Origin of the sequence: Sorangium sp. So ce381 (genome assembly GCF_051473845.1) — a bacterium.
In the GTDB taxonomy this organism is placed as follows: domain Bacteria; phylum Myxococcota_A; class Polyangia; order Polyangiales; family Polyangiaceae; genus Sorangium; species Sorangium atrum.
The window spans coordinates 4,604,872-4,631,592 of sequence record NZ_CP150336.1; the positions used below are offsets into that span (position 1 = coordinate 4,604,872).

A 26,721-nucleotide genomic window follows, 5' to 3' on the forward strand; every position below is an offset into this window, starting at 1 on the left:
TGAGGCGAAGCTCCCGCTCTCGCACACGACCGTATGACAAACACCAACCAAGAACGTCCCCTCGCTGTGCTCGTCGGGGTGCAGCTCCCCGGCGTCGACGATGTCGAGCACGCCGCCGATCTCGCCGAGCTCGGCCGCCTCGTGCACACGCTCGGCTTCGACGTGATCGCGACCGTGTCGCAGCGGCGCGGCGCGCTCGCGGCGGCCGCGGTGCTCGGGGAGGGCAAGCTCAGGGAGCTCGCGGAGCTCACGGGCGGCAGCGGCGTCGTGCCCTCGGGCGCGCCGGAACGAAAGAACAAGGCGCGCGCGCGCCGGGCCGCAGAGAGCGGCGACGGCGACGGCGACGAAGACGACGTCGAGCTCGGCGGCGACGACGGCGACGACGCGGGCGACGACGGCGGCGCGGAGCCGCGCGCGGGCGGCGCCGGGCAGGCGGCGCGCCTGGCGACGGTCGTGGCGGTCGATCACGACATCTCGCCGAGCCAGGCGCGCAACCTGGAGCGGGCGACGGGCGCGCAGGTGCTCGACCGGGCGGGCGTGATCATCGAGATCTTCCACCGCCACGCGCGGAGCCGGGAGGCGAAGCTCGAGGTCGAGATCGCGCGGCTCAACTACGTCGCGCCGCGGCTCCGGGAGACGGGCGGCGGCGGGGACCGGCAGCGCGGCGGGATCGGCGGCAAGGGCGCCGGCGAGAGCGCGCTCGAGCTCGATCGGCGCAAGATCCGCGACCGCATCGCGGAGCTGAAGGAGGAGCTCACCGCGGTCCAGCGCGAGCAGTCGACGCGCCGCGCGCTCCGGCAAGGGCAGCGCCGCGTCGCGCTGGTCGGCTACACGAACGCGGGGAAGTCGTCGCTGATGCGGGCGCTGACGGGCAGCGAGGTGCTCGTCGCCGACAAGCTCTTCGCGACGCTCGACACGACGGTGCGCGCGCTCCACCCGGAGGTGCGCCCGCGGATCCTCGTCTCGGATACGGTCGGCTTCATCAAGAAGCTGCCGCACGATCTCGTGGCGAGCTTCCGCTCGACGCTGGACGAGGCGCTCGAGGCGTCGCTCCTGCTCTACGTGGCCGACGCGTCGGACCCGACGTTCCGCGATCAGCTCGCGGTGACGCGCGGCGTGCTCTCCGAGATCGGCGCGAGCGAGGTGCCGAGCCGGCTCCTGCTGAACAAGGTGGACCGGCTCTCCGAGGAGGAGCGGGACGCGCTGCGCCTCGAGTTCCCCGAGGCGACGCTGCTCTCGGCGAAGACCCCGGCCGACGTGGCGGCGCTGCGGGAGGCGATCATCGCGTTCTTCGAGCAGTCGATGGTGGAGGCCGAGCTGCTCTTGCCGTACGCGAAGCAGGGGCTCATCGGCGAGATCTACGAGAACGCGCGCGTGCTCTCGGAGGAGTACGACGACGTCGGCGGCCGGCTCTCGGTGCGGGCGCACGCGGCGGCGCTCGATCGGCTGCGCAGCCTGCTCGCGCGCTGAGGGCGCGGCGGGCGGCGTGGGCGCGCGCGGCGTCAGCGCGGGCGGGCGGCGCGGGCGCGCACGGCGTCAGCGTGGGCGGCGATGGCGCGCGCCTCGTCTGCCTGCAGGCGTCGCCGTCGCCGGCGGCGGCGCAGGACGATGCCGATCGCGAACGCCAGGAGGTGGAGCCCAGCAATCACCGCGACGAGGAGCCACCGCTGCACGCGCGGAGCGTAGCACCGGAGCGGCGGAGCGCGGGCGTCCGGGGCGCGTGGTACGCTCCGCTGCCCACCGTCGCTCCGCGCCATGAGCTCCTCCACCGACGCAGCGCTCGAAGCGATCGTCCAACGCGGGCTGGAAGCTTACCGCGCGGGGCGGTTCTTCGAGGCGCACGAGCTGTGGGAGTCCGGATGGCGCGACGAGCCGGACCCCGTGAGGAAGACGTTTCTCCAGGGGCTCATCCTCGTCGCCGCGGCCCTGCACAAGCTCACGAGGATGCAGAGCCCACCGGGGGCGTTGCGCCTGCTCGACAAGGCGCGCGCTCGGCTCGCGGGAACGCCTGACGGCATGGGCGGGCTGGCGATCCGGCTGCTCGTCGACGACATCAGCCGCGCAGCGGCCGCGATCGAGCAGCTCGTGAGCGGAGAGAGAACCGAGATCGACGCCTCGCTTCTGCCCAGGATGGAGATCGCGGGCGACGTCGCGCCGCCATCGCCGTCCGGGGCGCGTCCGCGGCCGTGAGCTTCTGACCCGAACGGGCTCCGCAGTCGATTCTGCGCTCGTCGCGTGCGACATGGGACGCTGGCGTGACATCGTTTGCCTGAGTGGTGTTCGCGCATGGGAAGCGCCCGTGTGGGGGGATATCGTGGCAGACGGGTACTGTGGAACCGGAGTGGAGGGGACGGCGAGCGCCGAGCCTCGAGCCAAGCTGCAAACCGAAAGGAGCCGCGTGACACGGCGCAAGCAGATCCTGATCGTGGACGACGACCAGGAGATCCGGGAAATGCTCGAGATCACGCTGGAGGAGGAGGGCTATGACGTCCTCTCGGCGAGCGACGGCGAGGCCGCGCTCGCGCTGCTGGAGCGCAACCGGCCGAATCTCATCCTGCTCGACATGCGCATGCCGGTGATGGACGGTTGGGGGTTCGCCCGCGCGTACGCGTCGTGTCCTGGTCCGCGCGCGCCCATCCTCGTGATGACGGCCGCGGTGGACGCCGGCACCTGGGCCCGCGAGGTGGGCGCGTGCGCGTCGGTCGCAAAGCCGTTCGATCTGAACCGCCTGCTCGATTCGATCGCGGCGCACGCGGGGTGCTCGCCCGGCCCGAGCCCGGCCTCCGCCTGAGCAGGCCCAGGCTGGGCGCGATCCCGGCGCGCTGCGTGAGCGGGGCCATGCCGGGCGCGAGCCCGGCGCTGAGCGACTTATCTGAGCGGGGCGATGCCGGGCGCGAGCCCGGCGCGCTGCGTGAGGGGGTTATCCGAGCGGGGTCATCCGTGGCATGAGCCCGGCCGAGGCCGCGGCGGATCTGCCGCGGCGCCAGGCGGTGGATCAGCCGCCCGTGGCGCGGCGCATCGCGCAGAGGAGGTCGCCGCGGCACGGGTCGGTGGGAGCGCGGCGGTCGGTCGTGTCTGGCGCTGCTGGGCCAGGCTTGGCGCGCGTCGCCGCCGCTGCACCCGTGGGCCGCGCGCGGTTCTCGGGCGCGCGCCGCGAGGCGACTGCGTCGTCGGGCGCGTTGCCAGCGCTGTTGCGCTCGACAGGAGGCGCGGCCAGCGCGCGCTCGGCGGGCGCGTCGATGCGCGGGAGCCGCACCTCGACCGCGCGCGCGGCGGCGGCGAGGCCGGCCGTCGCGCGAGGGCCGGTGGCGGCGGCATCCGGGGCAGAGATGCCCGCCGTGAGGGCCGCGATCGCGCCGGCGCCAGCGAGCAGGACGGCGATCGAGCGGGCGCGCCATGCGCGCGCCGGCGCGTCGAGCGCCGGCGCCTCAGGCACGGGTGCGGACGCGGGCGGCTCGCCGAAAGGGAAGATCGGCAAGAGGTCGAGGACCTGGGGGCGGGCGCCCTCCTCGCCGGCCTTCAGCGCGGTGAGGTCGATCTGCCCCGAGGACGCGTCGCGCTCCTCGCCCGCGGCGCGCGCCGCGGGCGGGGCCGTGACGGCGGCATCCTCCGTGATTGCCGGCGTATCCAGCGAGGACGCGTCCACCGAGAACGAGACGGATGTGTCCTCTCCGGGGCTGGTGACGGCGGCTCGCTGTTCGTTCCCCCACTCCTCGTGCTGCGTGTACTTCATGGTTGCTCCCGCTTCAGCCGTATCGGTCGAGCGCTGGAGTCGCGCGCCTGCGCCGCCGGTCGGCATGTCCTTTCGAGATTTGGACATGCACACGCGCGCGCTCTTGGGCCCGCCGCGCGCTCAGGCCCACGCTCATCGACCGCGATCGCGGGGCGTTACGATCGATTCCGCCCCGCGCGCGCGCCGGTGTTCGCCGCGTTCGCCGCGTGCCTCGCGTTCGCCGAGCTCGCCGCGTTCGCCGTGACGCACGCGCCTGCTACCGAGGTCGGGGAGCACCTGAAGCAGGCCCGTCGGCGGCGTTCGCGATCTTGCGAGCGGGCTCGTGACGCCCATACTTCGACCGCTCGGATCGCCGAGGGCGTGCAGCCGGCGGGCCTCATGATCGCGTGCGCTCGGGGAAGTTGGTTGCGATCGGGGCGTTCCTCGTCGAACAGAAGTTCCCACGCAAACGCGAATCGGATACTTGAGGTGAGATGAAATCTACACGGCTCTTCACGGTTCTGGGGGCGCTGATGTTCCCCCTTGCAGTGGCTCTGGTCACCAGCGGGTGCCCCAAGAAGGAAGAGGACGACGTTCCGCCGGTGCCCTCGGCTCCGCCCGTCGTCCCGACGCCGGCCCCGACGCCGACCCCCACGACGCAGATCGTGCCCGAAGAGGACGCCGGGGCGGACGCGGCAGACGCCGACACGGCGGACGCGGACGCTGGAAAGAAGGTGGTCGGCACGGGCGATCCCAGCGGGATCCGCAAGTGCTGCGCGGCGCTGCGCCAGAACGCGAAGTCGGCTCCGCCCGAGCAGCAGGGCGGCTACCTCGCGGCCGCCTCGGCGTGTGACGGCCTGGCGAACTCGCCGCAGGGACGGCAAGCGCTCTCGACCTTGCGCGGCCTCCTGGTCGGCGCGCAGATGCCGGCGTCCTGCCAGTAACGGGACGGACGAAAGGGCCAGCAGCGGTCGGGTGAGCGGGCCCCCCGCCCAGCTTGCCGGACGCATCTGGCGAGCTGGGCCGGTCGTCCGGCTGTCCTGAGGGCATCGGGGCAGCCGGAGCCATCAGCCGTGCACGGAGCCATCAGCCGTGCACGGAGCGATCAGCCGTGCACGTAGACGAGCGTGCCGCCGCCCTCGAGGTTCAGCGCTCCATGCCACTCGGGCGGGACGGCGGGCTCGGTCCACTCGAAGAGCCAGGCCGCGTCGGCAGGGGCCAGGTTGATGCAGCCGTGGCTGCGCGCCTTGCCGAACTCGTCGTGCCAGTACGCGCCGTGGAGCGCGTAGCCCCCGTGGAAGTACTGGGTGTAGGGCACGTCACGCAGGTCGAACGCCGCCTCGGACGCCTCATTGTCGCCGTCCATCGTGGTCGAGACGTGCTTCGCGTGGATGTAGAAGGAGCCGCGGACGGTGGCATCGGTCTCCTCGGGATCGGCCATGCCGCTGCGACCGCTGGAGATGAGCGCCGCGAACACGGGGCGCGTGCCCTCGTACGCGACGAGCATCTGGCGGCGGATCGAGATGTCGATCCACTTCTTGCCGTCGCGCGCGAACCCCTGAGGGTCCTTGCGCAGCTCGGCGATGATGAGGTGGTCGGCGGCGAGCCATGAGCCCTCGGTGGTCTCGAGCAGCCCCTTGGCCCCGCCACGCGTGCGGCCGGTGAGCACCCAGCCCGAGCGGTGCGGCGCGAGGCCCGCGTCGACGAGCGCGCGGCCCGACGCGGAGGGACGCTGCCGGGTCGCGCCATGGACGCGGACGAAGGCAGGGGCGCCCTTCAAGGCGGGATCGGGGCGCGGATCGGTGCCGGGCGGCGCGGGAGGGAGCTCGTCGGCAGGCAGCTCGGCGACGGAGAAGCTCGCGGTGTCGGCCGGCGGAGCGGCGGCGGGCGTCGGAGCGGCCGACGACGTGGGGGATGCCGACGACGCCGCGGCGGCCGGGGATGCCGTGTCGGACGCGCCCGCGGGGGCCTCGGCGCCGTCGGCGTCGAGATCCTTGATGATCACGCCGCGCATCGCGCTGAGGCGCGCGGGGCGGGTGCGATCGAGCGGGATGAGGTCGAGCTCGGTCGTGAGGCCGAAGCGGCGATTGGTCCACTCGAAGGTCGTGATCAGGCCGAACGCAGAGCTCTCCTTGGTGCGGCCCGTATGCACGGAGTAGTGGAGCTTCTCCTCGGCGCCGTACGGCTTGGGGAGATCCCGGCCGGCGAGGAGGAATTCCGGCACGGGATCGAGCGGCAACGAAGAGGGCGCGACAGCCGCGCGGGCGAGGTGGGCGCTGAGCGTGGACCCCTCGACGCGGCGCTGATCCTCGACTGTCGGGAGCCGGAAGTAGAGGTGCGGCGGGGGCGAGCCCGACATGACGTAGTAGTAAGGCACGGGCGCACCACGGCGCGGACCGCGCACGGCCGCGGCGACCACCTGGTGCTCGAGCGCGAGCGACGCGCCCTTGCCCACGCAGACGTAGCCGCGCGGCGCGATCCGGTACCAGCCGCCAGCACATCCGTCGGTGCCCGCAGGGAGCTCGGCCCGATCGACGACCGCGCCGGCGCGCAGGTAGCCGAGCTTCGTCGAGCGCTCGTCGGGAGCGACGTAGATCCAGGTGCGCATGGCGATGCTGGCGATCTTCGCGCCCCGGCCCGGCAGCGTGGTCTCTTTCGAGGAGGGCGATGCGGCGGCCGACGACGCGAGCGACGCAGGCGACACGGCGTCCGGCGCGGCGGACCCAGGAGAGGGGGCCAGCGGCTCGGCCGAGGGGAGACCCGGGGCCGCGGGGGCGGCACCGGTGGCGAGCGGGGCCGTCGCGTGAGCGGCGCCGGAGCGGTGATCGTCGGTTGCCCTGCCGGGCGGATCCTGGGACGGAGAGCAGGCCGCGGTCGAGAGGACGAGCGGGGATGCGCCGGCGAAGGCGACGGCGAGAGCGCCAGCGCGGACCAGGGCGCCGGAGAGCGAGCGGGAGGGCGCCGTGGCACGAGGTCCGACGCGGGGGCGAGCGCGAGTGCGCGGGGAGCGCTGCGGTGCGGGCAGCGACGCGGGGGCGGGGGCTCGAGCGAGGGGAGGCATCGACGCGAAGGCGGAGGCAGGGAGACCCAGGCCCGAGGTGCGAAGGCGCGCGGGGCCAGCGAGCCAGCGGGCGACGAGGAGCCGAAGCTGGAGCCGCGAGGGGCTGAGCGGGCGAGGTGTATGCTGAACCGAGGGGGAGATGCAATCTCCTGCCGGCGGCGTGAGGACGGGGAAGGAGAGGACGGAGAGGGAGACGGGACGAGGGGGAAGAGGCGCTAGCGCTTGACCTTCTTCGCGAGCAGGTCACCCAGCGTGCCGAAGTTGCGAGGCGCAGGCTTGGCGCCCTTGTCGTTGCCGCCGCCGGAGCGCTCGGCCTTGGCGTACGACTCGAACTGGCCGCGCTCCTCGTCGACGCGGAGCGCGGAGATCGACAGGCGGATCTTGCCGGACTCGTCCACGTTGAGGATCTTCGCCTCGACGTCCTGCCCCACCGTGAAGTGCTTCTTCAGGTCGGCGGAGCGAGGCGTCGCCGTCTCGGCCGTCGGGACGAGCCCGCGGCCCGAGCGGCCGGACGTGCCCGCGATCTGGACGAAGACGCCGTAACGCTCGATGCCCGTCACCTTGCCCTTGACCCGCGCTCCCTCGACGAGCAGCGGCGCGCCGCCCGCGGCAGGCGCGGAGACCGCGAGCGACGTCGCGCCGTCGCCGCCGTCGCTCGCGCGCACGACGACCGGCGTGAGGCGCACCTGGCCGGTGCCGGAGTCGACGCCGGCGACAACGGCCGAGACGCGCGAGCCGACCTCGACGCGGAGCTTGCCGTCGCCGTCGGCGAGCGCGACGCGCTCGAACATGCCCTCCTGCTTGCCGCCAAGATCCGCGAAGACCGCCTCGCGAGCGATGGCGACCACGGTCACCTCGATGGTCTCACCCGTGTGGTACTGGCGGCGGCGCTGCTTGCCAGCTCCTTCGGACTGCTCGAAGAGCGAAGCGAACGATTCCTTGGAGGCGGCGGAAGGGCGTGACGACGACATGGCGCGACCTCATAGCGCGAGGCGAGGGCGCGAGGAAGGCGGCGGTGAGCGGGAAGCGAGGGGGGAGGCGGGAGGACGGCGGTGGAGAGGGAGGGGGCGGAAGCGGAAGGAGGGGGAGGGGGGAGACGGGGAGGGGCTGGGGAGAGGACGGGGAGGGCGGAGAGCAGGGAGGCGGCGGGAACGGAAAGGTGGAACCTGGCGGGGGCTTCTGCTAGCTTCGCCGGCCGCTGAATCGGGTCGATAGCTCAGTCGGTAGAGCTGCGGACTTTTAATCCGTAGGTCCAGGGTTCGAGTCCCTGTCGACCCACCAAGTAACTACGCGGAACTGCTGACCTTTCCGACCAGCACTCCCGCCTGTTCCAGGTTGTCTCCACGGACCGCCCCGGCAGGCGACGCGTCGAGCAACGCGATCGCGCTCGGCGACAGGTGCATGTGGCCCATGGTCTCGTCGAGACGTCGCGGTGCCCGGCGAGCTCCTTGATCGGTACCACAGGCGCCCCCCGCATCGCGAGGTGCGGGCAGACCGTGTGGCGGAGGGGGTGCGGGCCCTCGAGCACGGCGAGCCCGCGCGGCGCGTCGCCTGCCGCATCCAGCGCGCGACCGTCCGCCCCGTGATGGGCGAGCCGGCGTCCTGCTCGGCCGGTAGCAGACCGGACATGTGGTTGGCGCCGCTCGACCGAATAGACCTTCGCCGGTGCGCGGCGAGGTGATCGAGCTCGACCTCGGCGCAGTCGTCCAGCCAGGTGGCGGCGCGGAGCACGCGGGTGACCGCGATCCAGCGCCGGTCGGAGACGACGAGCCCGTTGGCCTTGAGCTCGTTCCGGATCCGGAGGAGCTCCTGCACGATGCGCTCGGGCAGCGTCACCCGGTCGACGCCCGCCCGCGCCGCGTCCCACTCAGCGAGCTTGATCTGGGCCGAGGCCGAGTCGGACCCCTTGAACACCTCATCGAGGAAGGCGCACTCGACCCCGGCGAGCCGGCCGTCGAGATTGCGCTCGCAGGGATCGTCCTTCAGGGCGCTGAGCTCCACCGGCCCGAAATACTCGTCCTCGGATCCGAGCTTGGTCGCCAGCGTCTGGAACTTCCGCGCCTCTGGGAAGCGCGAAAGGAACCCGAAGAACGAGGCGCTCCTCGTCGTACCGGGAGGGCCCACGAGCAGCGCGTGATCGGCAGACAGGACAGCGAGCAGGATGCACTCGACGGCTCTCGCGCTCCCGGAAAGCGGCAAGCTAACTGTCGCGCACGGTCCCGAGCCTGCGCCGCAAAGACGTCCTATCAACCGAGTTGCTGGTCGTGGACTTCATCATCACCTCATGTGTCTGCGCAGCGGGCATGCTGCGCCGGTGCCTCGCCGCGGTGTCACCCACGGCGAGGCGTCTATGGGGGCAATCCCGACTCCTCAGTCGTTGACCACGGGGATCGTGAACGACACGCCATCACCGCGGTCGAGCTGGACCTGGAAGCTGTGCCGGAGCTCGTTGACGCGCTCCGTGATCCGGTCAGCGGAGGTGGTTTCCGTGTGCGGCCATGGCCTCGGCGTGCGCGAGTTGCAAGCGCAATGCCGGTGTCACCAACATGGGGGCTCTCCACTGCTGCACCTCGCTGGGGCGACCTTTCCGCCGGTGCCGCCCCGCCCCCGACATCACGACGGGAGGGGCTGAAATGTGCGGATCGTGTCGGTCTTCAACACCGGGCGGAAGGCGGACGCAGCGGCGCGCGCGGGCTGCCCCGGCTGGTGAGCGTGACGGGCGCCAGGCCAAGCCCGTCGCCGCGTGCGCGCCCACGAGCGTCGCCTCCCACGGCCTTCATGAACAGGGCGCGGCGAAAACGTACAGTTAACCTGGAAATCGCTCAAAATAGATTTCATTTGAAGCGTCGGGCGGGCGCCGAGCGGCGACACCTGCTCATCATCCCTCGCGACGATCGCGCTTTACAGGCGCGTCCAGAGCGCTAAAGAAGGCAAATCATGAAAACACCGCTCACCACATCGACCCGTCCTCGCCACCTCGTGACGCGACTCCTTGAACAGCCGGATCTCGTCCACCTCGTGCAGGGCCTACCGGCCCCGGTGCTCACCAAGCTTATTCATCACATTGGCCTGGAAGACGCGGGCGAGATCGTCGCGCTCGCGACCACCGCGCAGCTCGAGGGAATCTTCGACGAGGATTTGTGGCGCAGCGAGCGCCCGGGCAAGGACGAGACGTTCGACGCAGATCGATTCGCCCTCTGGATCGAGGTCATGCTCGAGGCCGGTGAGGCGTTCGCGGCGCAGAAGATCGCCGAGCTCGACGAAGACTTCGTCACGCTGGCCCTGTGCAAGCACGTCCTCGTGATCGACATCGACGGGCTCTGCGTGCAGATGTCGAGCTCGGCGCATTCGGACGATGACGATCTCGTGGAAAAGGCGCTCGAGGGCTGTCTGTACCAAGAGTTCGAGGAGTTCCGGGTCATCGCCAAGAACCACCGGAGCTGGGAGCCCATTCTCTCGGTCCTGGTCGAGCTGGACAAGGAACATCACACCCTCCTACGAACGCTGCTCGACAGGTGCTGCGCCATCTCCTCCGAGTACATTGAAGAATCCGGCGGTCTGTACGACGTCCTCACCTCCGAGGAAATGCTGGAGTCTGACGTGGCCGGTGAGCGGGAAGATCGGCGCGAGCAAGAGGGGTTCGTCGCTCCTTCGGCGGCGGCGAGTTTCCTGAATCTGTCGAGGGTCACACCCCTGGAAGAGGTACTGCAGTCCCGAACGTACGACGCCGTCACGCGCGCCCATTTCCGCGCGGCGGCGGTGAAGGGTCGACCCACCGCAGCGGCGGCTCGGCGATCGGACGCGCTCGAGGCGAAGAATGCGGCGAATCCGCAGAGCCTCAAGGGCTTCCTCGAGGTTTTGCGCGAAGCGGACGTCCTGCCGCCTGCGACCGAGCCGGGGCTCCTCACGGCCGGCGCGAAGCACGGGGACGATCTCCCGTTCACGTCGGCGATCCGCGAGGTGAAGACGCGCGACGCGGAGATCTATGGGAAGCGCCTGATGGAGCTGAGCTACCTCGTGAACGTCCTCATCTCCGGATGCAGCTACAACGGCGGTGCGTTCCGGCCGTTCGAGGCAGTCGAAGCCGCCATCTGCACGTGCAACCTCGGGCTCGAACAACTCCTCGGAGAGCGATCGGCGCGCAAGAAGCCGAGCCCGGACGAGCTCGTGTCGGTGATCATCGAGCACGACGCGGTGAAGATTTTCATGGCCGGGTGGAACATCCTGCATCACCGGGTGTCGCTCTTCGCCGCCGACGCGATACGGAAAGCGCTGACAAAGCTGGCCGCCGACCAGTCCGACGCGCAGACGGCCCGGGAGATCGAGCGCGTGGCCCTCGGGCTCGGGGCGGATGCCGACGCGGGCAAGCCGTGGCGCTCGCGCGGCAAGCTCGACCGGATCGAGGGCGTGCTCGGGGCCGAGACGACATCGACATTTCGGGCGCTCCTGGACGAGTACCCGACGCTGCCTCACGGCGTGGGCGAAGGATCGCGGACCACCGCGGGCCGGCCTTTGCGCTTCATCTCCACGGGCGCGCAGGTTCTGGCCATACAGACGTTGCTGAAACGGCCGGAGGTGATCGGTGCAAAGGGCCCAGAGCGCGCAGCCCGCACCGACGCCCCCGCCAAGCCTCGACTCAAGCGCACCCGACCTGGACCGGGCCGCCAGAAGTAGAATTTGAATTTCATCACTCCCGAAGCGGGTTTGCGGGGACCACGGAAGCGGTACCGCCTGTGGCGGTGCCGCTTCTCGCCCTTGGCGAGCCGCGAGCGACGGGGAGTGTCAAGATAGCTGGCTGTTGAGTCTGCGGGCTTCTTGGGGCGGAGACGGCCGATCGATCACCCGGCGCACAGGATCGGGACCGCCCGGATGGCCGCGCTCCTTAAGCATGCCGAGGAGGCGACTCGAGCGCCGCGAGGGATACTTGCCGAGCTGCTCGACGATGAAGGGCACGAAGGGTCGACCATCGACGGGCGCGGCGCGACGACCTTCTGCGGTGACGCGGCCTCGGGACCGGGTCCGGCACAACACCTTCGGCGCAGTGTAAAGCATGGTTCGCTCGTGCTCGCCTCGCGCGGCTCATGAGCCGGTAAAGCGGTAGAGCGGCCGGGTCTTGCCCTGGCGCCAGGCATGCGCCTGCCTGGCATGCGGGTGAAGGTACCGACGCTCGGCCCCATACGCGTTTCATTATCGGTGTAAAATACCGTTATGAGCGGAAGTAATGCGGCTTGCAGATACCTATTGCTCAATCTGTCGGCAGTGTTATATGTAGCCTGGCGGACACAACCATACCGAGCCAGTCAAAGAGACGCGAGCACGCCAAGGCACGACGACGAAATCGTGCTCTTGCATGCTGGAACGCGAGCAACTCAGGCGCACGATGCGTCTTTGTTGGCCGGCGACGGGAGGTTTTGAGGGGTACTTGCCGCTGCGACTGCTCTTGGCGACACGTGTGTCGCACAGGCTTGCAGGTGTGCCAGCCATTGATTGGCACCACTGGTGCAGCGACGACATTGAACGATTTCAATGGTTTCAATGAGGTTGCGAAGCGGCGACGCCAGAGCGTCGAACAGGTTAATTTTGTAAGAAGTTAGGAACCTTCGATGCAATGCTCGAAGGTCCGGCCGGACCGCGATCTCATCCGCGTCCGGAGGTGCATGGCTGGAACGATGGTCGCCGTCGGTGGGGATGTCGCGGCAGGAGCAGGCGCTCATGAGGGGGCTGACAGGCGTGAGAGCGCTGTTCGGCTCTCTCAGGCTGCGCCATTGTGTTTGCCGTTCCAGGTCGTAAAAAATCGTGGCGGGTCGATCGCGGGAGAGAGTCGATGGACGTCGGAATCGAGCGCATTAACGCTTATCTCGGGCAGGCATGTATCGACGTGCGGATGATATTCGAGCACCGAGGTCTCGAATTGAAACGCTTCGGAAACCTGCTGATGGACAAGAAGTCCGTATGTCTGCCGTGCGAGGATTCGGTGACGAACGGCGTGAACGCGGCAAAGCCGCTCATTGATTCGCTCGATCGGTCTTCTGTTGAGAAGATCGAGCTACTGATCACATCCACCGAATCCGGGCTCGATTTCGGCAAATCGCTCAGCAACTACGTCCACGACTACCTGGGGCTCAGCCGCCGCTGCCGAATGTTCGAGGTGAAGCAGGCGTGCTACGGCGGTACGGCGGCTCTACAGATGGCTGCCAATTTCGTGAGGTCCAACGCGGCGCCCGGCGCGAAGGCGCTCGTCGTGGCGACGGACATCACGAGCGCGACAGCGAAGCACACATACGCGGAGCCGTCCCAGGGGACGGGCGCCGTGGCCATGATCGTCGGCGACGAACCGCACGTCCTGGAGCTGGATTTCGGCGCGAACGGCTATCACGGTTACGAGGTCATGGACACCTGCCGGCCGGACGTGCACGTCGAGGCCGGCGACCCGGATCTGTCTCTTCTATCCTATCTCGACTGTCTGGAACAGAGCTTTCGAAGCTACGTGGAGCGGGTCGAAGGTGCGGATTTTCAGTCTGCATTTGATTACCTCGTGTTCCATACGCCGTTCGGTGGAATGGTGAAGGGCGCTCACCGCAACATGCTTCGCAACATGAAGGTCCCGCCGGAGAGCATCGAGCGTGACTTCAAGCAGCGCGTGACGCCGTCGCTCAAGTATTGCGCGGAGGTCGGTAACATCTACTCCGCATCCATCTTCCTCGCCCTGATCGGGCTGATCGATTCCGTGCCGCTCGATTCCGCCAAGCGCGTCGGGCTCTTTTCGTACGGTTCGGGCTGCTCTTCGGAGTTCTATAGCGGAATCATCTCTCGACGCGGACAGGAGCTGGTGCGGGCCCTCGGCCCGGCAGAGGCGCTTCGAAAGCGCTATCGGCTCAACATGGCTGAGTATGAGAACCTGCTGGCGCTGAACTCGGAGTGGACGTTCGGCGTGCGCGATCGGCGGGTCGACGTCTCCGGATACCGAGACATCTACGACCGACAGTTCACGAACAGCGGCTTGCTCGTGCTGGAGAGCGTCGGGTCGAACTATCATCGCAAATACAACTGGGCTCACTAGCTGCCCCGTTTGGTTGACTCGCGCGTTTCAGGGCGGAATAGGCGCGTTCGCGTTCGGTGGGCGGGTAAAGAACCATGATTGATGGTCGTCGGGTCATTTCGAGAATGGACGTTGCCACTTCGGCCTGTCCCGATGACTGGTACGTGCCATGAACGTTGACCTCCTCGGGCAAGCCGACTCGGCCGATGGCGATCGCGGCCGCGTCGCCGTCGGACAGAGCTGGATCGTCGCGCTCTCGGCGCGAAATGAGCAAGAGCTTCGGCGCCTCGCCGGATCGATGCGCGAGTGGCTGTCGGGTGGGCGTAACGGGATTTCAATGGGAGAGTTGAGTCGAGCGTTGAACGTGGGACGCACCCATTTCGGCGTGCGATTCTGCGGGCTCTTCGACTCGCTCGACGACCTCTCGGCCGCGCTCGAGCGGCGGGCGGCCGGGGAGGCGCCGCGACCTGCCGATGTCGATGGACCGCGGCTGTCGCTCGAGACCGCGACGAGCGCTTTGGAAGAGAGCGGCACGGAGCCGAAGGAGCGCAGGGCGGCGCTGGAGGCCGTCTGCGACTGGTACCGGCAGGGAGCCGACATTGATTGGCGACGTGTGTGCGGCGACCCGTCTGAGGGGGCCCCATTCGACCTGCCGGCCTACCCATTCACGGATGTCGACTTCTGGTTTCAGGCCGAAAGGCCCCATTCGGCGATATCGGGCGCGCGGCCCTGGACGGTGGATTCATTCTGGGATGCGGACCTATCCAGGTTGGGTCGCCAAGGCTTCGCGAAGCTCTTGGGTGACGATGATGCGAGCGTCCTTCAGCATCGCGTCGAGGGGGCGCCCCTGGTCCATGCTGCGTTCTATTTCGAGCTCGCTTTTGCGGGCCTGAGGGCGTTGCGATGCCAGGTTGGCGGCTTGCGATGGCGTTCTTGCGTTTGGGCGAACCACCTCGTGCTCGGCCGGCGCGTGCCCGTGTGCCTATGGCTGCGGGACGACGGTGACACGGCCTCGTTCGAGATAGGGCTCGGGAGCGAGACGACGGAAGAGATCGTCATGCAGGGGCAATGGGAAACAGATGGCCGTGGCCCGGTTCCACCGTTTCCGGACACGTTCCCCTCCGGAGCGGCGCGCGAGCGCGCCACGGCGGCGGCGGTCTACGACACGCTGGCGGCTCGGGGGGTGGAGTATGCGCTGGACGCGCGGCTCATCGAATCGATCAACCTGTGGGCGGCGGACGACGCGTGGGTCGAGCTCTCGTCCCTGGCACCCGAGAGCGACCGGCAAGAGCCGGTGAGGCGAGCGTTCTTCGCGGCGCTCCAGGCGGCGGAGTTCTTGATCGCCCGATCCTCGGAGGCTCCGGCCGTCGTGGAGAGAATCGAATCTATCGCCATCGCGGACGCCACGCGCGAGCCGCGGTTCGCGCGTGTCCGATCGACGGCGAGCGGGCAGGGGGCGCCGACCTACGATATTGTCGTTTTCGACGTGAATCGCGAGGTCGTTGTCGTCATCGAGCAGGTGCTCTTTCAGCTCGTGGGCGGGGCGCGCGGCGCCCGGGGCCGACTCGAGCAGGTCACGCCCGGTCCGATGCTGGCGCGCCCGCGCCTTGTGGCGCGCCCTCCCGACGGGAGAGCCCCCTCGACCATCGGCGAGGGCGTGCTGATCTTCGACACCGACGATCGCCTCGCTCGACGAGTTCGGGAGAGCGAGCGCGACGCGGGCGTCGCCCTCGTCTTGCCCGGAGCGGAGTTCCGCCGGTGTGACGCGCTGACGTACACGATCGATGTCACCCGAGGCGAGCACTACACCGCGCTGCTCGAAGCGCTGCGCGGCGAGAGCTTCTTACCTGGACACATCGTCCATCGTTGGGCCAAAGGTGACTTCGGCTACCGGCCCAATCAGATCGACTCGCAGCTCGACCACGGCGTGCGCTCGCTCTACTGGATGGCCCGTGCTCTCGTCGCCGCGCGGTGGGATCGCCCCTTGCAATTCCTGGTTTGGTACGGCGGGCGTCCCGAGCTCGTGCAGCCCCTCGGCGCGTCGGCGACCGGCTTGCTGCGAGCGTTCGCTTTGGAGCAAGCACGCACCACCGTGCGCGCGGTGGAAGACGCCTGGTCGGAAGACGATCCGGTCAAAGCCGAGGTCATGCTCCGAGCGGAGCTCGCCGTCTGGTCGGGCGACATCGAGGTTCGTTACGATGGCGGCGGACGTTGGGCGAAGACGTGGGAGCTGGCGTCGCTCTTGCCGGCGCCGGCCCCGCATCCGGTGCGCGCGCACGGTACGTACGTGCTCACGGGCGGCCTCGGTGGCCTCGGGCTGTTGTTCGCGGAGCGCTTCGCGCGGCTCGCGCCGGTGAACCTCGTGCTCACTGGACGATCGGCGCCCACGCCGCGGCAGGAAGACGTCATGGCGCGCTGCCGCGCTTTGGGGAGCCGCGTCACGTTCGTGCGATGCGACGTCACCCGTCAGGATGAGGCGGACGAGCTCGTGGCGCGGGTGCGCGCGGAGTACGGGCCGATCCACGGAGTTGTGCATGCGGCAGGCGTGCTGCGTGATGGTCTCGTGGCGACCAAAGGGCTCGATGCCCTGAACGAGGTCATCGCACCGAAGATCGCGGGGACCGTTCACCTCGACGTTGCCACGCGTCGCGAGCCGCTCGACTTCTTCGTGATGTTCTCGTCGCTCGTCGGCGCCGTGGGCAACGTGGGTCAAGCGGACTTCGCTGCGGCCAACGCGTTCCAGCTGGCGTTCGCCGAGTTGCGAGAGGCGCAGCGAGTGACCTCCGAGCGTGCGGGGGTGACCCGCGCGATCGCTTGGGGTCATTGGCACGAAGGCGGCATACGAGTGACCGACGACGTGGACTCGGCGCTCGCTGCGCGCGGGATGGTTTCACTGTCGAACGAGGTGGGCTTCGCGCTGTTCGACGAGGCGCTCCGCGCGGAGGCTCCGGCCTCGATCGCCGCGCAGGGCGACTCGTCGAAGCTGCTGTCGCTGCTCACGAAAGCTGGCCGAGGCTGACCCATGCAGGAGACGCGAGATCAAACGTTCGTGCGCGTTCAGGCGGTGCTCTGTCGGATCGCCGATGCGCTCCTCAAACGGGGGCAGGGCGCCGCTGATCCAGAGCGCACGCTGCCCGAGCACGGCTTCGACTCGATCATGCTCAAGGCCTACGCGCGTGCGATCAGCGACGAGCTGCAAATCGATCTTGCTCCGAGCACGTTCTTCACGCACGACAGCATCGCGCGCTTGACCGCGCATATCCTCTCGGAGCACCAGGCCGCGGCGGACGCGCCGGATCGAGCTTCCGGCAAGACGCGCCGATTCGAAGGGTTTCGAGGGCGGAGGCTTGAGCCGCTCGATCTCGTCCGGCAAAGCGCCCCCGACGCGAGCCGCCCGGCTGACGTCGCCGTCATCGGGATGAGCGGGATGTTTCCCGACGCGCCGGACCTCCAGGCCTTCTGGCGGAACCTCGTCGAGGCGAGAGATTCCGTGACCGAAGCGCCGACCGACCGCTTGGACTTCTCCACCTTCGACGCGCAGGACGGAGAGCTGGCGAAGCCCGTGCCACATTGGGGGGCCTTCGTTCGCGACGTCGATCGCTTCGACGCTGCCTTTTTCGGGATCTCGCGGCGGGAAGCCGAGGTCATGGACCCGCAGCAGCGCCTGTTCCTCGAGAACGCTTGGCACGCCATCGAAGACGGGGGCTATTCGCCGCGCGCGTTCGCGGGGCGCCGGGTCGGCGTCTTCGCCGGCGCGCAATTCCACGGCTATGAGGATGTCGTCTTCGCGGCGCGGATCTACGACGGGTATACTGGAACGGGTAATTCCCAGTCGATTCTGACGAACCGCGTCTCGTATCTCCTCGATCTGCGCGGCCCGAGCGAGACCGTCGACACGGCCTGCTCGAGCTCTCTCGTGGCGATCCATCGGGCCGTGCAGGCGATTCAGAACGGCGAGTGCGAAGCCGCGCTGGCGGGTGGAGTCAGCCTCAACCTCAGCCCCAAGGCGCAGGTCGTGACGGCGCAGCTCGGCGTCCTTTCTACGACGGGGCGCTGCCGGACATTCGACGCGCGCGCAGACGGTTACGTGAAGGGCGAGGGCGTCGCGGTGTTGCTCCTCAAGCCGCTCGACCGAGCGCTGGCCGACGGCGATCACGTGTACGGCGTCATCAAGGGGAGCGCCGTCAATCACGGCGGCAAGGTGAGCTCGCTCACCGCCCCGGAAGCGGGGGCGCAGAGCCGGGTCATCATCGACGCGCTCGAGCGCGCGCGTATCCGGCCGGAGACGCTGGGCTACATCGAGGCGCATGGTACCGGCACCGAGCTGGGCGACCCCATCGAAATCGACGGCATCAAGGGTGTGTTCCGGCACTTCGGGGTCCCCTGGGAGTGCGCGTCAGAGGGCGAGCGCTGCCGCATCGGATCGCTGAAGACGAACATCGGGCACCTGGAAGCGGCGGCCGGCGTCGCAGGCGTCGTCAAGGTCCTGCTAGCTCTCTGGCATCGGGAGCTGCCGCCGTTGCTGCATCTCGAGACCGTCAATCCGTATCTGAAGCTCAACGGGACTCGGCTCTCGATCGTCACCCGACTCACGCCGTGGGAGCGCAGGGCGGGGGAAACCCGACATCCCATACCTCGGCGCGCCGGGGTCAGCTCATTCGGGTTCGGCGGGACCAACGCGCACATTGTGCTTGAGGAGGCGCCGGAGCGATCGCCTCGAACGGTGGAATCCTCTACCGCCGAGGTCATCGCGCTCTCCGCGAAGACGGAGCGCGCGCTGTTGGCACGGATACGTGCGCTGCGATCGTGGCTCGACGACGTGGGTGACACCTATGCGCTTGCCGACGTCGCCTTCACGATCAACGTGAGCGGGAGTAATTTCACCAAGCGCTGCGCGTTTGTCGTCGGGTCGCTCGCGGAGCTGAAGGCGGCGTTGACCGCGGTCGATCGCGGCGAACGACCGCAGGGATTTTTCGACGCGGAGCGCGCGGCGGACGCCGTTCACGACGCTGCGGTCGAAGCGGCGGCAAGCGCGATGTCGGATCCGAGCCGGCTCGGTCGCGCGCTCGAAGGGATCGCGGCGGCGTTCGTCCGTGGCCGCGTAATCGACTGGGCCAGGCTCTTCTTGGGCCGGGAACGCCGCCGGATACCCATGCCGGGCTACCCCTTCGAGGGCGAGCGGTTCTGGATTCCGAAACCCGAGCAGGACATCAGCCTGGGGTTCTTCGGCCCGGCCTTTGTGCACTCCGAGCTGTCCGTCGATAGCATCCAACCGGCTGGCGTCCTTCTCGTCGTCGGCGGGCAGGAATACGCGCGAGAGCTGCGCGCCCGATGGCCGGGGCTCGACGTTGCCGTTCTCGCCGGCGATGAGACCAATTACGCGACCGCGATAGATAGGTTGCGCGCGGAGAATCGATTTCCCCAGCGGGTGATCTGGTGTGCCCCGGACATCAACCAGGAATCGGCTGACTGCGCTCGCCTCTACCGGATGGCGCTCGGCTCGTTATGGAGGCTCTCGCAGGCCTTGATTCGAGCGGCGCCGCACCGGACGATCGATCTGCTCGCCGTTCACGTGGGGCCGTCGTCAGCCCCGCTGGCCGCGGCGGCGGCGGCGTGGGCGAAATCGGCGCTCGCGGAGCATGCCTCGTTCTATTGCCGCGTCCTAGAGCTTTCTCCTGATCTGGACGCGTCCGCCCGCGCGTTGCTCTTGGCGCGCGAGGTTCTCTCCGGCGACACCGCGTTCGAGGTTCGCTATGATGCGATGCGGAGGCGCTCGGTCAAGAGCTACGCTCCGCTCGAGGCCGCGCCGTCGGCCGTTCCCTTGCGGCGGGGCGGCGTCTACATCGTCTCCGGCGCCTTCGGCGCGCTCGGTCGCCGATTCGCCGAATGGTTGGCGACCGAGTGGCAAGCGAAGCTCGTGCTTCTCGGTCGTCGGCTGCCGCCGAAAGCGCCGCCCTCAGGCTCGCGAGAAGGCGACGTTCTGGCGCTCGAATGCGACGTGACGCGCTTCGACCAGGTCGAGGCCGCCGTGCGGCGCGCGGTCGCTGCGTTCGGGACAGTGCACGGGGTGTTGCACGTCGCCGGCGTGGGCGGCTCGAAGCCGGTGCTCGATCTCGACGCCGTCGAGCTCGAGCGATTGCTGGCCGTCAAGGCGGAGGGAGTCATCCACCTCGATCGCGCGACGAGGCATCTTCCGCTCGACCTCTTCGTCGGGTTCTCGTCGTTGGCGGCCGCTGCCGGGACGGCCGGTTATTCGGCGTACGCGGCGGCGAACGGGTTCCTCGATGGCTTCATGCGGGCGCGCACATTGGCGCGACGGCCTGGGCTCAGCCTCTCGATCGCCTGGCCGTTCTGGGCGGACGGAGCGATGGGGCCCGCGGAGGAAGCCAAGAAGGCGTGGATCGCGTGGATGCGAAAGACGCAAGGTCTGGTGCCGTTGTCGGCCGCGTCCGGCCTACGCGCCTTCGAGCTCTCCCTGGGGTTGGGCGAGGCTCACATCGTCGTGACGGAAGGGGAATTGAGCAAGGTAAGGCCCATGTTGGCGGCGGCCGCGCGGGCCGAGCGACATGGTGAGCCGGACGAGCCGGCAGCGTCGTTGTCTGTGGACACGCCGGCGCCGCCGGGGCCGACGCAGCCGAGGCCATCAGCGCAGGGATCCGCGTCGCTCGAGCGCGCGCTCGTGGAGCTCGCGGCGCGCATTCTCAAGGAACCCGAATCGTCCATCGACCCGCGCGCGCCGCTCACCGAGTTCGGATTCGACTCGTTGTCGCTCAAGGATCTCGCATCGCGCCTCTCGCGAACCTATTCGCTGCCGATCACGCCCAATCTCTTCTTCCAGTATGGAACGTTGCACGCTCTCGCCGACTATTTGATCACGAAGTTGCCCGATGTTCTGAAGCTCGCCGGTGAGCCAAAGAGTTCTCCCGTGGAGAAGCTCGCGACGGCGACGGAACCGGCGATGCAGGGCGCCCGATCGGGACGAGAAGAAGTGAAACGAACAGAACCGGGACGAAGCGATCTGGGACGAGAAGAGGGATGGCAAGAAGGTTCGCTGCGAGGAGGTGATCCGCCGCTCGGCACCTCGCCGGCGGGCTCGGAGCCGATCGCCGTGATCGGGATGGCCGGCGTATTTCCCCAGTCGAAGGACGTCGACGAGCTGTGGGCGCACCTCGCGGCGGGGGACGACCTCGTGACGGAAGTGCCGCGGGAGCGCTGGGACTCCCGCGCCTTCTTCGGCGACTCCACGCGCGACCCACAGAAGACGAACTCGAAATGGGGAGGGTTCGTCGCGAACGTCGACTGCTTCGATGCGGCGTTCTTCCGCATATCGCCGCGCGAGGCGGAGCTCATGGATCCGCAGCACCGGCTCTTCCTTCAAGTCGTGTGGAGCGCGATCGAGAACGCCTGCCACGATCCGCTGGCGCTCGCGGGCCGGAGCGTCGGCGTATTCGGTGGAACGCAGGTCAGCGAGTACCAGGAGGTGCTGGAGGCGCACCGCGAGCGCGACGCGTTCCGCGTAACGGGGAACATCGACGCGCTCCTGGTGAACCGGATCTCGTACTTGTTCGATCTCAGGGGCCCCAGTGAGGTCGTGAGCACGGCCTGCTCGAGCGCGCTCGTCGCCGTGCATCGCGCCCTGTGCGCGCTGCGCCGGAACGAATGCGAGATGGCGATCGTCGGCGCCGTGAGCCTGATGCTCTCGCCGCTCGGGTTCGTCTACCCCAGTCAGATGCGCATTCTGTCTCCGGACGGGCGCTGCAAGACCTTCGACGCGCGAGCCAACGGCTACGTCAAGGGCGAAGGGGCCGGCGCCCTCGTCCTCAAGCCGCTCTCGAAGGCGCTTCGCGACGGCGATCCGATCCACGCCGTCCTACGTGGCAGCGCGGTCAACCATGGCGGCAGAGCCACGTCCCTGACCGCGCCGAACTCGGCGTCGCAGCGCGACGTGATCCTCCGCGCGCTCGCCGACGCAGGGCTCGGCGCCGGGAGCGTGAGCTACGTCGAGACCCACGGCACGGGGACGGAGCTGGGCGATCCGGTCGAGATCGACGGCTTGAAGCAAGCGTTTGCTGAAGGCGGCGCCACCGCGTCGGCGTCGTGCGGGCTCGGGTCCGTGAAGAGCAACATCGGTCACCTCGAGCCCGCAGCCGGCATCGCCGGGCTCGTGAAGGTCATCCTGGCGCTGCGGCACCAGATGATCCCTCGGACCCTTCACGTCCAGACCGTCAATCCGTACATCAACCTTGAGGGCTCTCCGTTTTTCATCGCCGACCGCCCGCGGCCGTGGACGAGTGGACTCGACGCTTCAGGCCGACGGGTTCCGCGCCGCGCGGGAGTGAGCTCGTTCGGATTCGGCGGGGCCAACGCGCACGTCATTGTGGAGGAGGCCCCTCCGCCGGCGCCTTCGAGCCCGCCTCCTGAGAGGCCGTATTCGATGCTCGTGCTCTCCGCGAAGAGCGAATGGTCGCTCCAGGAACGGCTGCGCGACCTCCGGCGATGGATCGGACAGCACCGCTCGGAGGTGACGCTTGGAGAGCTGAGCTTCAACCTCGCCATGACGCGCAGCCACTTCACGCACACCTGCGCGCTGGTCGTGAAATCTTACGATGAGCTCGACGAGGCGCTCGCGCACCGGCTGGAGGGGCGCCCGTGCGCCGCTGTCGTGAGCGGGACCGCCGCGAGCGGCAAAGACGGCTCGGAGCCGTTGATGGACGAGCTCTCGGAGTATCTAGCGACGACGGTGACGCGCGGCGATCTGACGCCCGAGCGATATCGCAGCGTGCTGCTCGCCCTCAGCGAGCTCTATTGCCGGGGCAAGCGGGTGGACTTCGGCGCGATCTTCGGGACCGCGCGAGTTCGACATGTGCCGTTGCCTTCCTATCCGTTCGAGAAGCGGCGACACTGGCTCGAGGCGAGCGACGCGCGGGGCGCAGCGATCGCGTGCGCGACCGACCTCGGCTACTACGAGCCGAGGTTCCGGGACGCTCCTTTGCCCGCGGCCGGCGCGCACCCGCTGCCGCCCGGCGCCGTTCTTCTCTTCGATGTCGATGATGCGCTCGCCCCCCGCGTGAGCCGCCACCTCGGCGGTCGCCCCGTCGTTCTCGTCGAGCAGGGGCGGGAATACCGCCGCGTCGATGCGCTGCGGTACGAGCTCGATCCGGGTGATCCCGAGGGCTACGAGCGGCTTTTGTCGTCGATCGAGGGAGACCACGGAGGCTGCGCGGCGGTGGCGCACCTGTGGGCGCAACACCGGTTCTCGCCGGACGTGCGAGCGGTCGATGCGCAGCTCGACGAGAGCTTCTATTCGGTGCTCTTCCTCGCTCGCGGCCTCGTAGCGCGAAGGCGTCAAGTCCGCTTTCTGTTCGGCTATCGGGAGGCCGAGGGCCCGCAGCCTGTGTACGCGGCGATGGTCGGGTTCGTCAAGTCGGTCGCGCTGGAGCATCCCGCGCTCGACATGTGGGTCGTTGCCTTTGGCGGCGCGGCGGCGCCTCCGGACGCGGTGGCCGCAACGTTGGTAAGAGAGCTGGAGAACGGCTCGACCCGCGGCGTGCGCGTGCGGTACTCGGGTGAGCGCCGCGCGATCGAGCGGTTCGAGCGGGTGAGCGCCGAGCGCGCCTCGGCTGGCGTTCGAGAGGGCGGCGTCTATGTGATCACGGGCGGCTGCGGAGGGCTCGGGCTCATCGTTGCCGAGCACCTCGCGCGGGCGTACCGCGCCAAGCTGGTGCTCGTCGGACGCGCACCGCTGGACGGCGGCAAGGAGCGCCATATCGAGCGGCTCGCCGCGCTCGGGGCGGAAGTCGCCTACGTCCCCGCGGACGTCACGATCGCAGAACAGGCGCTCGGCGTCGTCGAGCTCGCCGAGCGGCGGTTCGGCGCCCTTCACGGCATCGTCCACGCGGCGGGCGTGGGCGCGGCCGCGCCGATCAAACGGAAGGCCGTCGAGGAGGCGCGCACGGTGCTCGCGCCGAAGGTGCAGGGGACGTTGAACCTGCTGCACGCGGTCGGCTCACGCCGGCTCGATTTTATCGCGCTGTTCTCGTCGATCTCCTCTGTCATCGGTAATCCGGAGAACGTGGACTACGCATTTGCAAACGCGTTCCTCGACGCATTTGCCGCTGCGCGCGCCGGCGCTCCGGGGCCGCGTATCGCCGCGATCAGCTGGCCGCTTTGGGAGGATGGGGGCATGAAGCCCGCCCCGGCGCAGATGGCGGCGCTCGCGCGCTGGATGCGCGAGGCACAGGGGCTCGTCCCCCTCCCAAGCGCGCGCGGCATCGAGGCGTTCGAGCGCTGCCTTGGTCTCGGCCGGCCCCACCTGATGGTGATCGACGGCGACGGAGCGCTGTTCGAACAGACGCTGTCACGTGCGTGCGAACGCGAGCTCGACGCGGCGGCGGCGGACACGACCTTGAAGCAGTCCGCGGTGTCCACCGTCGAGGCCGCGGAAGGGGCGGAGAGAGCCGGGCGCGCCCCTGGTCCGTCGGCCGTCGCGATCGAGGAGGAGCTCCGCGCGCTCGTGGGCGCTCAACTGAAGCTCCCGGAGGCGGACATCGACTCCGCCGAGACGTTCTCGAACCTGGGGCTTGATTCAATTTCGCTCAAAACGTTCGTCGAGAGGGCGAATTCGCGGCTCGGAGTAAAGCTGATGCCCAGCGTCGTCTTCTCGTACGAGACGCTCCGGGCGTTGGCGCACCACGTGGAGGCCGCGCATACCCCGACGATCCATTCGTCGTCGGGCGCCCCTCCGACCACCCCGGAGCAGGGGACCATCGGCCGCGTCGCGGCCGCCGCGCCCCCGGCTGCAGTGGATCCCGATCCGCCTTCGGCCACCGGCGCCGCGGGCGCCGGTACAGGAGCCATGCCCGCCTCGGCCGCCGCCGCGCCGCCGCCGCGTGGCTCGTCCCGGGGCGCGCCCGCGGCTCAACCCGAAGGAATTGCCATTATCGGAATGAGCGGCGCGATGCCGCAGTCGCGCGATCTCGATGCGTTCTGGCAACACCTCGTGGCGCGGCGCGATCTCGTGACCGAGGTCCCTGCCGCGCGCTGGGACTGGCGGCAGTACTTCGGCGAGGGCGTCGCGCAGTCGGTCTCGAAATGGGGGGCGTTCCACGGAGATGTCGATAAATTCGACGCGGATTTCTTCGGCATCAACCGGCGTGAAGCGGCGTTGATGGATCCGCAGCAACGCGTCTTCCTCGAGGTCGCGTACCACGCGTTCGAAGACGCTGGATACTCGACCAGCTCGCTTGCTGGGCGATCGGTCGGCGTCTTCGGGGGGATGAACTTCGGCGAGTATCAGAGCCTCCTCGCCGCGCATGGCGAATCGCACGCGTATATGGCGACCGGCAATTACAGCAGCATGCTCGCCAATCGCATCTCGTTCCTGCTCGACCTGGTCGGGCCGAGCGAGACGATTGATACGGCGTGTTCGTCCGGGCTCGTAGCCTTGCATCGAGCGGTGCAGGCGCTTGAGACCGGCGAGTGCGAGATCGCGCTCGCCGGCGCGGCGAGCGTCATCGTCAGTCCGCGGTCGTACGTCGTGTCCAGCCGGTTGGGGATCCTGTCGCCCACTGGACGTTGCCGGACGTTTGACGCCGCCGCCGACGGTTACGTGAAGGGGGAAGGGTCCGGCGCGGTCGTGCTCAAGCCGCTCGCTCGAGCGCTGGCCGACGGCGATTCTATCTACGGCGTCATCAAGGGGATCGCCACCAATCACGGCGGTCGCGCCAACTCGATGACCGCGCCCCGCGCCCCGGCCCAGGCGGCGGTCATCCGGCGCGCGCTCGAAAAGGCGAAGGTTGATCCGCGGACGATCACGTACCTCGAAACACACGGCACGGGGACGAGCCTCGGAGATCCGGTCGAGATCGATGCGCTCAAGCTGGTATTCCCGCCGGAGGGGGCGCTCGCCACGAGAGGTTACTGCGCCCTCGGAGCCGTGAAGACGAACGTCGGGCACCTCGAAGCCGCCGCTGGAATGGCCGGGCTCCTCAAGGCCCTCTTGGCTTTCCGCCATCACAAGCTCCCCGGGAATGTGCACTTCAAGACCCTGAACCCGTATATCCAGCTCGACGAGAGCGCCTTCTTCGTGCACGCGGACACCATCGAGTGGACGCGGATGAACGACGACATCCCACGGCGCGCTGGCGTGAGCTCGTTCGGCTTCGGCGGCGTGAACGCGCATGTCGTCCTGGAGGAGGCACCCGACGTACCGCGCCGGACGACCGGCCGGCCGGCCTATGTTTTCTGTGTATCGGCCAGGAAGCCCTCGCAGCTCTCACGCCGCATCACCGATCTGCTCGAGTGGCTCGGCTCCCAGGCTGACGTCGATCTCGGGGCGCTGAGCTTCACGCTGAACGCCGGGCGGGCTCACCACGCGCATCGTTGTGCGATCGTCGCGTCGACGCGTAGCGAGCTCGAAGAGCGCCTGGTCGCGGAGCGCGACCGGGTCCGGAGCGCTCCCGACTTGCCCGCGCCCTCTCGCGGGCAGGCGGACGCCGCGGCGTCGAACGCCCGAGGTGGATCGCGCGACCCGAGATCGGCGCTCGCGTCGGCGAGCCGGGGCGACCGGCCTGCGCTCGCGTCGATCGCCGATGCCTATGTGGCCGGCGCGGAGCTCGACTGGCAGCTCCTGTACGAGGGCGAGGCGGTGCGCCGCATCTCGATTCCCGGTTACCCCTTCGAGCGGATTCGTTATTGGTTCGACGAGCTGTCCGCGTCGCCGCCGGCGGTGTTGCCAGCCGTGCCTGCGCAGCAATCCAGACGCCCGCTCAAAGCGCTCACGGTCCCCCGCGGAGCGCCGTCTGACAAAGCGCCAACGTCCGCGCTCAATGGTGATTCTCACCACAAGATTCGTTTGAAGACTATTTCGGAGTGAAACTCCGTGACCTACATCGATTGGAGCGCGCGAAA

The 26,721-nt window shown here is 68.9% G+C and carries 14 protein-coding genes and 1 tRNA gene; 10 read left to right on the plus strand and 5 right to left on the minus strand.

Annotated features, from left to right (window positions below; translation table 11 throughout):
- The first annotated feature begins 33 nt into the window (after positions 1–33).
- Positions 34–1,470 (plus strand): GTPase HflX, encoded by a 1,437-nt coding sequence (gene hflX, locus WMF29_RS17390; protein WP_437329903.1) that lies wholly within the window; start codon positions 34–36, stop codon positions 1,468–1,470.
- Between the two features lie 32 nt (positions 1,471–1,502).
- Here hflX and WMF29_RS17395 read toward each other — a convergent pair whose 3' ends face one another.
- Positions 1,503–1,673 carry a hypothetical protein gene (locus tag WMF29_RS17395; RefSeq protein WP_272098382.1) on the minus strand — a complete coding sequence of 57 codons (171 nt, stop codon included), beginning with the start codon at positions 1,671–1,673 and terminating at the stop codon, positions 1,503–1,505.
- Positions 1,674–1,755: 82 nt separating this feature from the next.
- Between WMF29_RS17395 and WMF29_RS17400 the strand changes: the two genes are divergently transcribed.
- Both WMF29_RS17400 and WMF29_RS17405 read left to right on the plus strand, forming a co-directional pair.
- Complete coding sequence (locus WMF29_RS17400) at positions 1,756–2,190, plus strand: DUF309 domain-containing protein (RefSeq protein ID WP_437329904.1); 435 nt, start codon at positions 1,756–1,758, stop codon at positions 2,188–2,190.
- Positions 2,191–2,398: 208 nt separating this feature from the next.
- The gene (locus tag WMF29_RS17405; protein WP_437329905.1) at positions 2,399–2,791 is read left to right on the plus strand and encodes a response regulator; all 393 of its coding nucleotides are present in this window, start codon (positions 2,399–2,401) and stop codon (positions 2,789–2,791) included.
- Between the two features lie 204 nt (positions 2,792–2,995).
- Here WMF29_RS17405 and WMF29_RS17410 read toward each other — a convergent pair whose 3' ends face one another.
- Positions 2,996–3,733, minus strand: a complete 738-nt coding sequence (locus WMF29_RS17410; protein WP_437329906.1) for a hypothetical protein — start codon at positions 3,731–3,733, stop codon at positions 2,996–2,998.
- A gap of 473 nt (positions 3,734–4,206) precedes the next feature.
- Between WMF29_RS17410 and WMF29_RS17415 the strand changes: the two genes are divergently transcribed.
- Positions 4,207–4,656 (plus strand): acyltransferase, encoded by a 450-nt coding sequence (locus WMF29_RS17415; RefSeq protein ID WP_272098387.1) that lies wholly within the window; start codon positions 4,207–4,209, stop codon positions 4,654–4,656.
- A 161-nt stretch (positions 4,657–4,817) separates the two neighbouring features.
- Here the strand turns inward: WMF29_RS17415 and WMF29_RS17420 are convergent, their stop codons facing one another.
- Positions 4,818–6,320, minus strand: coding sequence for a L,D-transpeptidase (locus WMF29_RS17420; protein WP_437329907.1), 1,503 nt, complete (start codon positions 6,318–6,320; stop codon positions 4,818–4,820).
- Here WMF29_RS17420 and WMF29_RS17425 point away from each other — a divergent pair.
- Entirely contained in the window at positions 6,319–6,519 is a 201-nt protein-coding gene (locus tag WMF29_RS17425) for a hypothetical protein (RefSeq protein WP_437329908.1), read from the plus strand. The genes WMF29_RS17420 and WMF29_RS17425 overlap by 2 nt on opposite strands.
- Positions 6,520–6,988: 469 nt before the next feature.
- Here the strand turns inward: WMF29_RS17425 and WMF29_RS17430 are convergent, their stop codons facing one another.
- Positions 6,989–7,744 carry a S1 RNA-binding domain-containing protein gene (locus tag WMF29_RS17430; RefSeq protein WP_437329909.1) on the minus strand — a complete coding sequence of 252 codons (756 nt, stop codon included), beginning with the start codon at positions 7,742–7,744 and terminating at the stop codon, positions 6,989–6,991.
- Between the two features lie 234 nt (positions 7,745–7,978).
- Here WMF29_RS17430 and WMF29_RS17435 point away from each other — a divergent pair.
- Positions 7,979–8,054 (plus strand) — tRNA-Lys (locus tag WMF29_RS17435).
- On the opposite strand, the gene WMF29_RS17440 is transcribed toward WMF29_RS17435, so the two are convergent.
- On the minus strand, positions 8,013–9,023 hold the full coding sequence (locus tag WMF29_RS17440) for a hypothetical protein (RefSeq protein WP_437331131.1): 1,011 nt from the start codon (positions 9,021–9,023) through the stop codon (positions 8,013–8,015). The genes WMF29_RS17435 and WMF29_RS17440 overlap by 42 nt on opposite strands.
- A gap of 687 nt (positions 9,024–9,710) precedes the next feature.
- On the opposite strand from WMF29_RS17440, the gene WMF29_RS17445 reads away from it, so the two are divergent.
- From WMF29_RS17445 to WMF29_RS17460, 4 genes are all read left to right on the plus strand, one after another.
- Positions 9,711–11,447, plus strand: a complete 1,737-nt coding sequence (locus WMF29_RS17445) for a DUF6178 family protein (protein WP_437329910.1) — start codon at positions 9,711–9,713, stop codon at positions 11,445–11,447.
- Between the two features lie 1,150 nt (positions 11,448–12,597).
- On the plus strand, positions 12,598–13,833 hold the full coding sequence (locus WMF29_RS17450; protein ID WP_437329911.1) for a hydroxymethylglutaryl-CoA synthase family protein: 1,236 nt from the start codon (positions 12,598–12,600) through the stop codon (positions 13,831–13,833).
- A 148-nt stretch (positions 13,834–13,981) separates the two neighbouring features.
- On the plus strand, positions 13,982–16,831 hold the full coding sequence (locus tag WMF29_RS17455) for an SDR family NAD(P)-dependent oxidoreductase (protein ID WP_437329912.1): 2,850 nt from the start codon (positions 13,982–13,984) through the stop codon (positions 16,829–16,831).
- Between the two features lie 3 nt (positions 16,832–16,834).
- Positions 16,835–26,686 carry an SDR family NAD(P)-dependent oxidoreductase gene (locus tag WMF29_RS17460; RefSeq protein ID WP_437329913.1) on the plus strand — a complete coding sequence of 3,284 codons (9,852 nt, stop codon included), beginning with the start codon at positions 16,835–16,837 and terminating at the stop codon, positions 26,684–26,686.
- Positions 26,687–26,721: the final 35 nt, after the last annotated feature.

Coding starts and splice junctions, on each gene's coding strand:
- hflX (WP_437329903.1), top strand. CDS start 34: ATGACAAACACCAACCAAGAACGTCCCCTCGCTGTGCTCGTCGGGGTG.
- WMF29_RS17400 (WP_437329904.1), top strand. CDS start 1,756: ATGAGCTCCTCCACCGACGCAGCGCTCGAAGCGATCGTCCAACGCGGG.
- WMF29_RS17410 (WP_437329906.1), bottom strand. CDS start 3,733: ATGAAGTACACGCAGCACGAGGAGTGGGGGAACGAACAGCGAGCCGCC.
- WMF29_RS17415 (WP_272098387.1), top strand. CDS start 4,207: ATGAAATCTACACGGCTCTTCACGGTTCTGGGGGCGCTGATGTTCCCC.
- WMF29_RS17425 (WP_437329908.1), top strand. CDS start 6,319: ATGGCGATGCTGGCGATCTTCGCGCCCCGGCCCGGCAGCGTGGTCTCT.
- WMF29_RS17420 (WP_437329907.1), bottom strand. CDS start 6,320: ATGCGCACCTGGATCTACGTCGCTCCCGACGAGCGCTCGACGAAGCTC.
- WMF29_RS17430 (WP_437329909.1), bottom strand. CDS start 7,744: ATGTCGTCGTCACGCCCTTCCGCCGCCTCCAAGGAATCGTTCGCTTCG.
- WMF29_RS17445 (WP_437329910.1), top strand. CDS start 9,711: ATGAAAACACCGCTCACCACATCGACCCGTCCTCGCCACCTCGTGACG.
- WMF29_RS17450 (WP_437329911.1), top strand. CDS start 12,598: ATGGACGTCGGAATCGAGCGCATTAACGCTTATCTCGGGCAGGCATGT.
- WMF29_RS17455 (WP_437329912.1), top strand. CDS start 13,982: ATGAACGTTGACCTCCTCGGGCAAGCCGACTCGGCCGATGGCGATCGC.
- WMF29_RS17460 (WP_437329913.1), top strand. CDS start 16,835: ATGCAGGAGACGCGAGATCAAACGTTCGTGCGCGTTCAGGCGGTGCTC.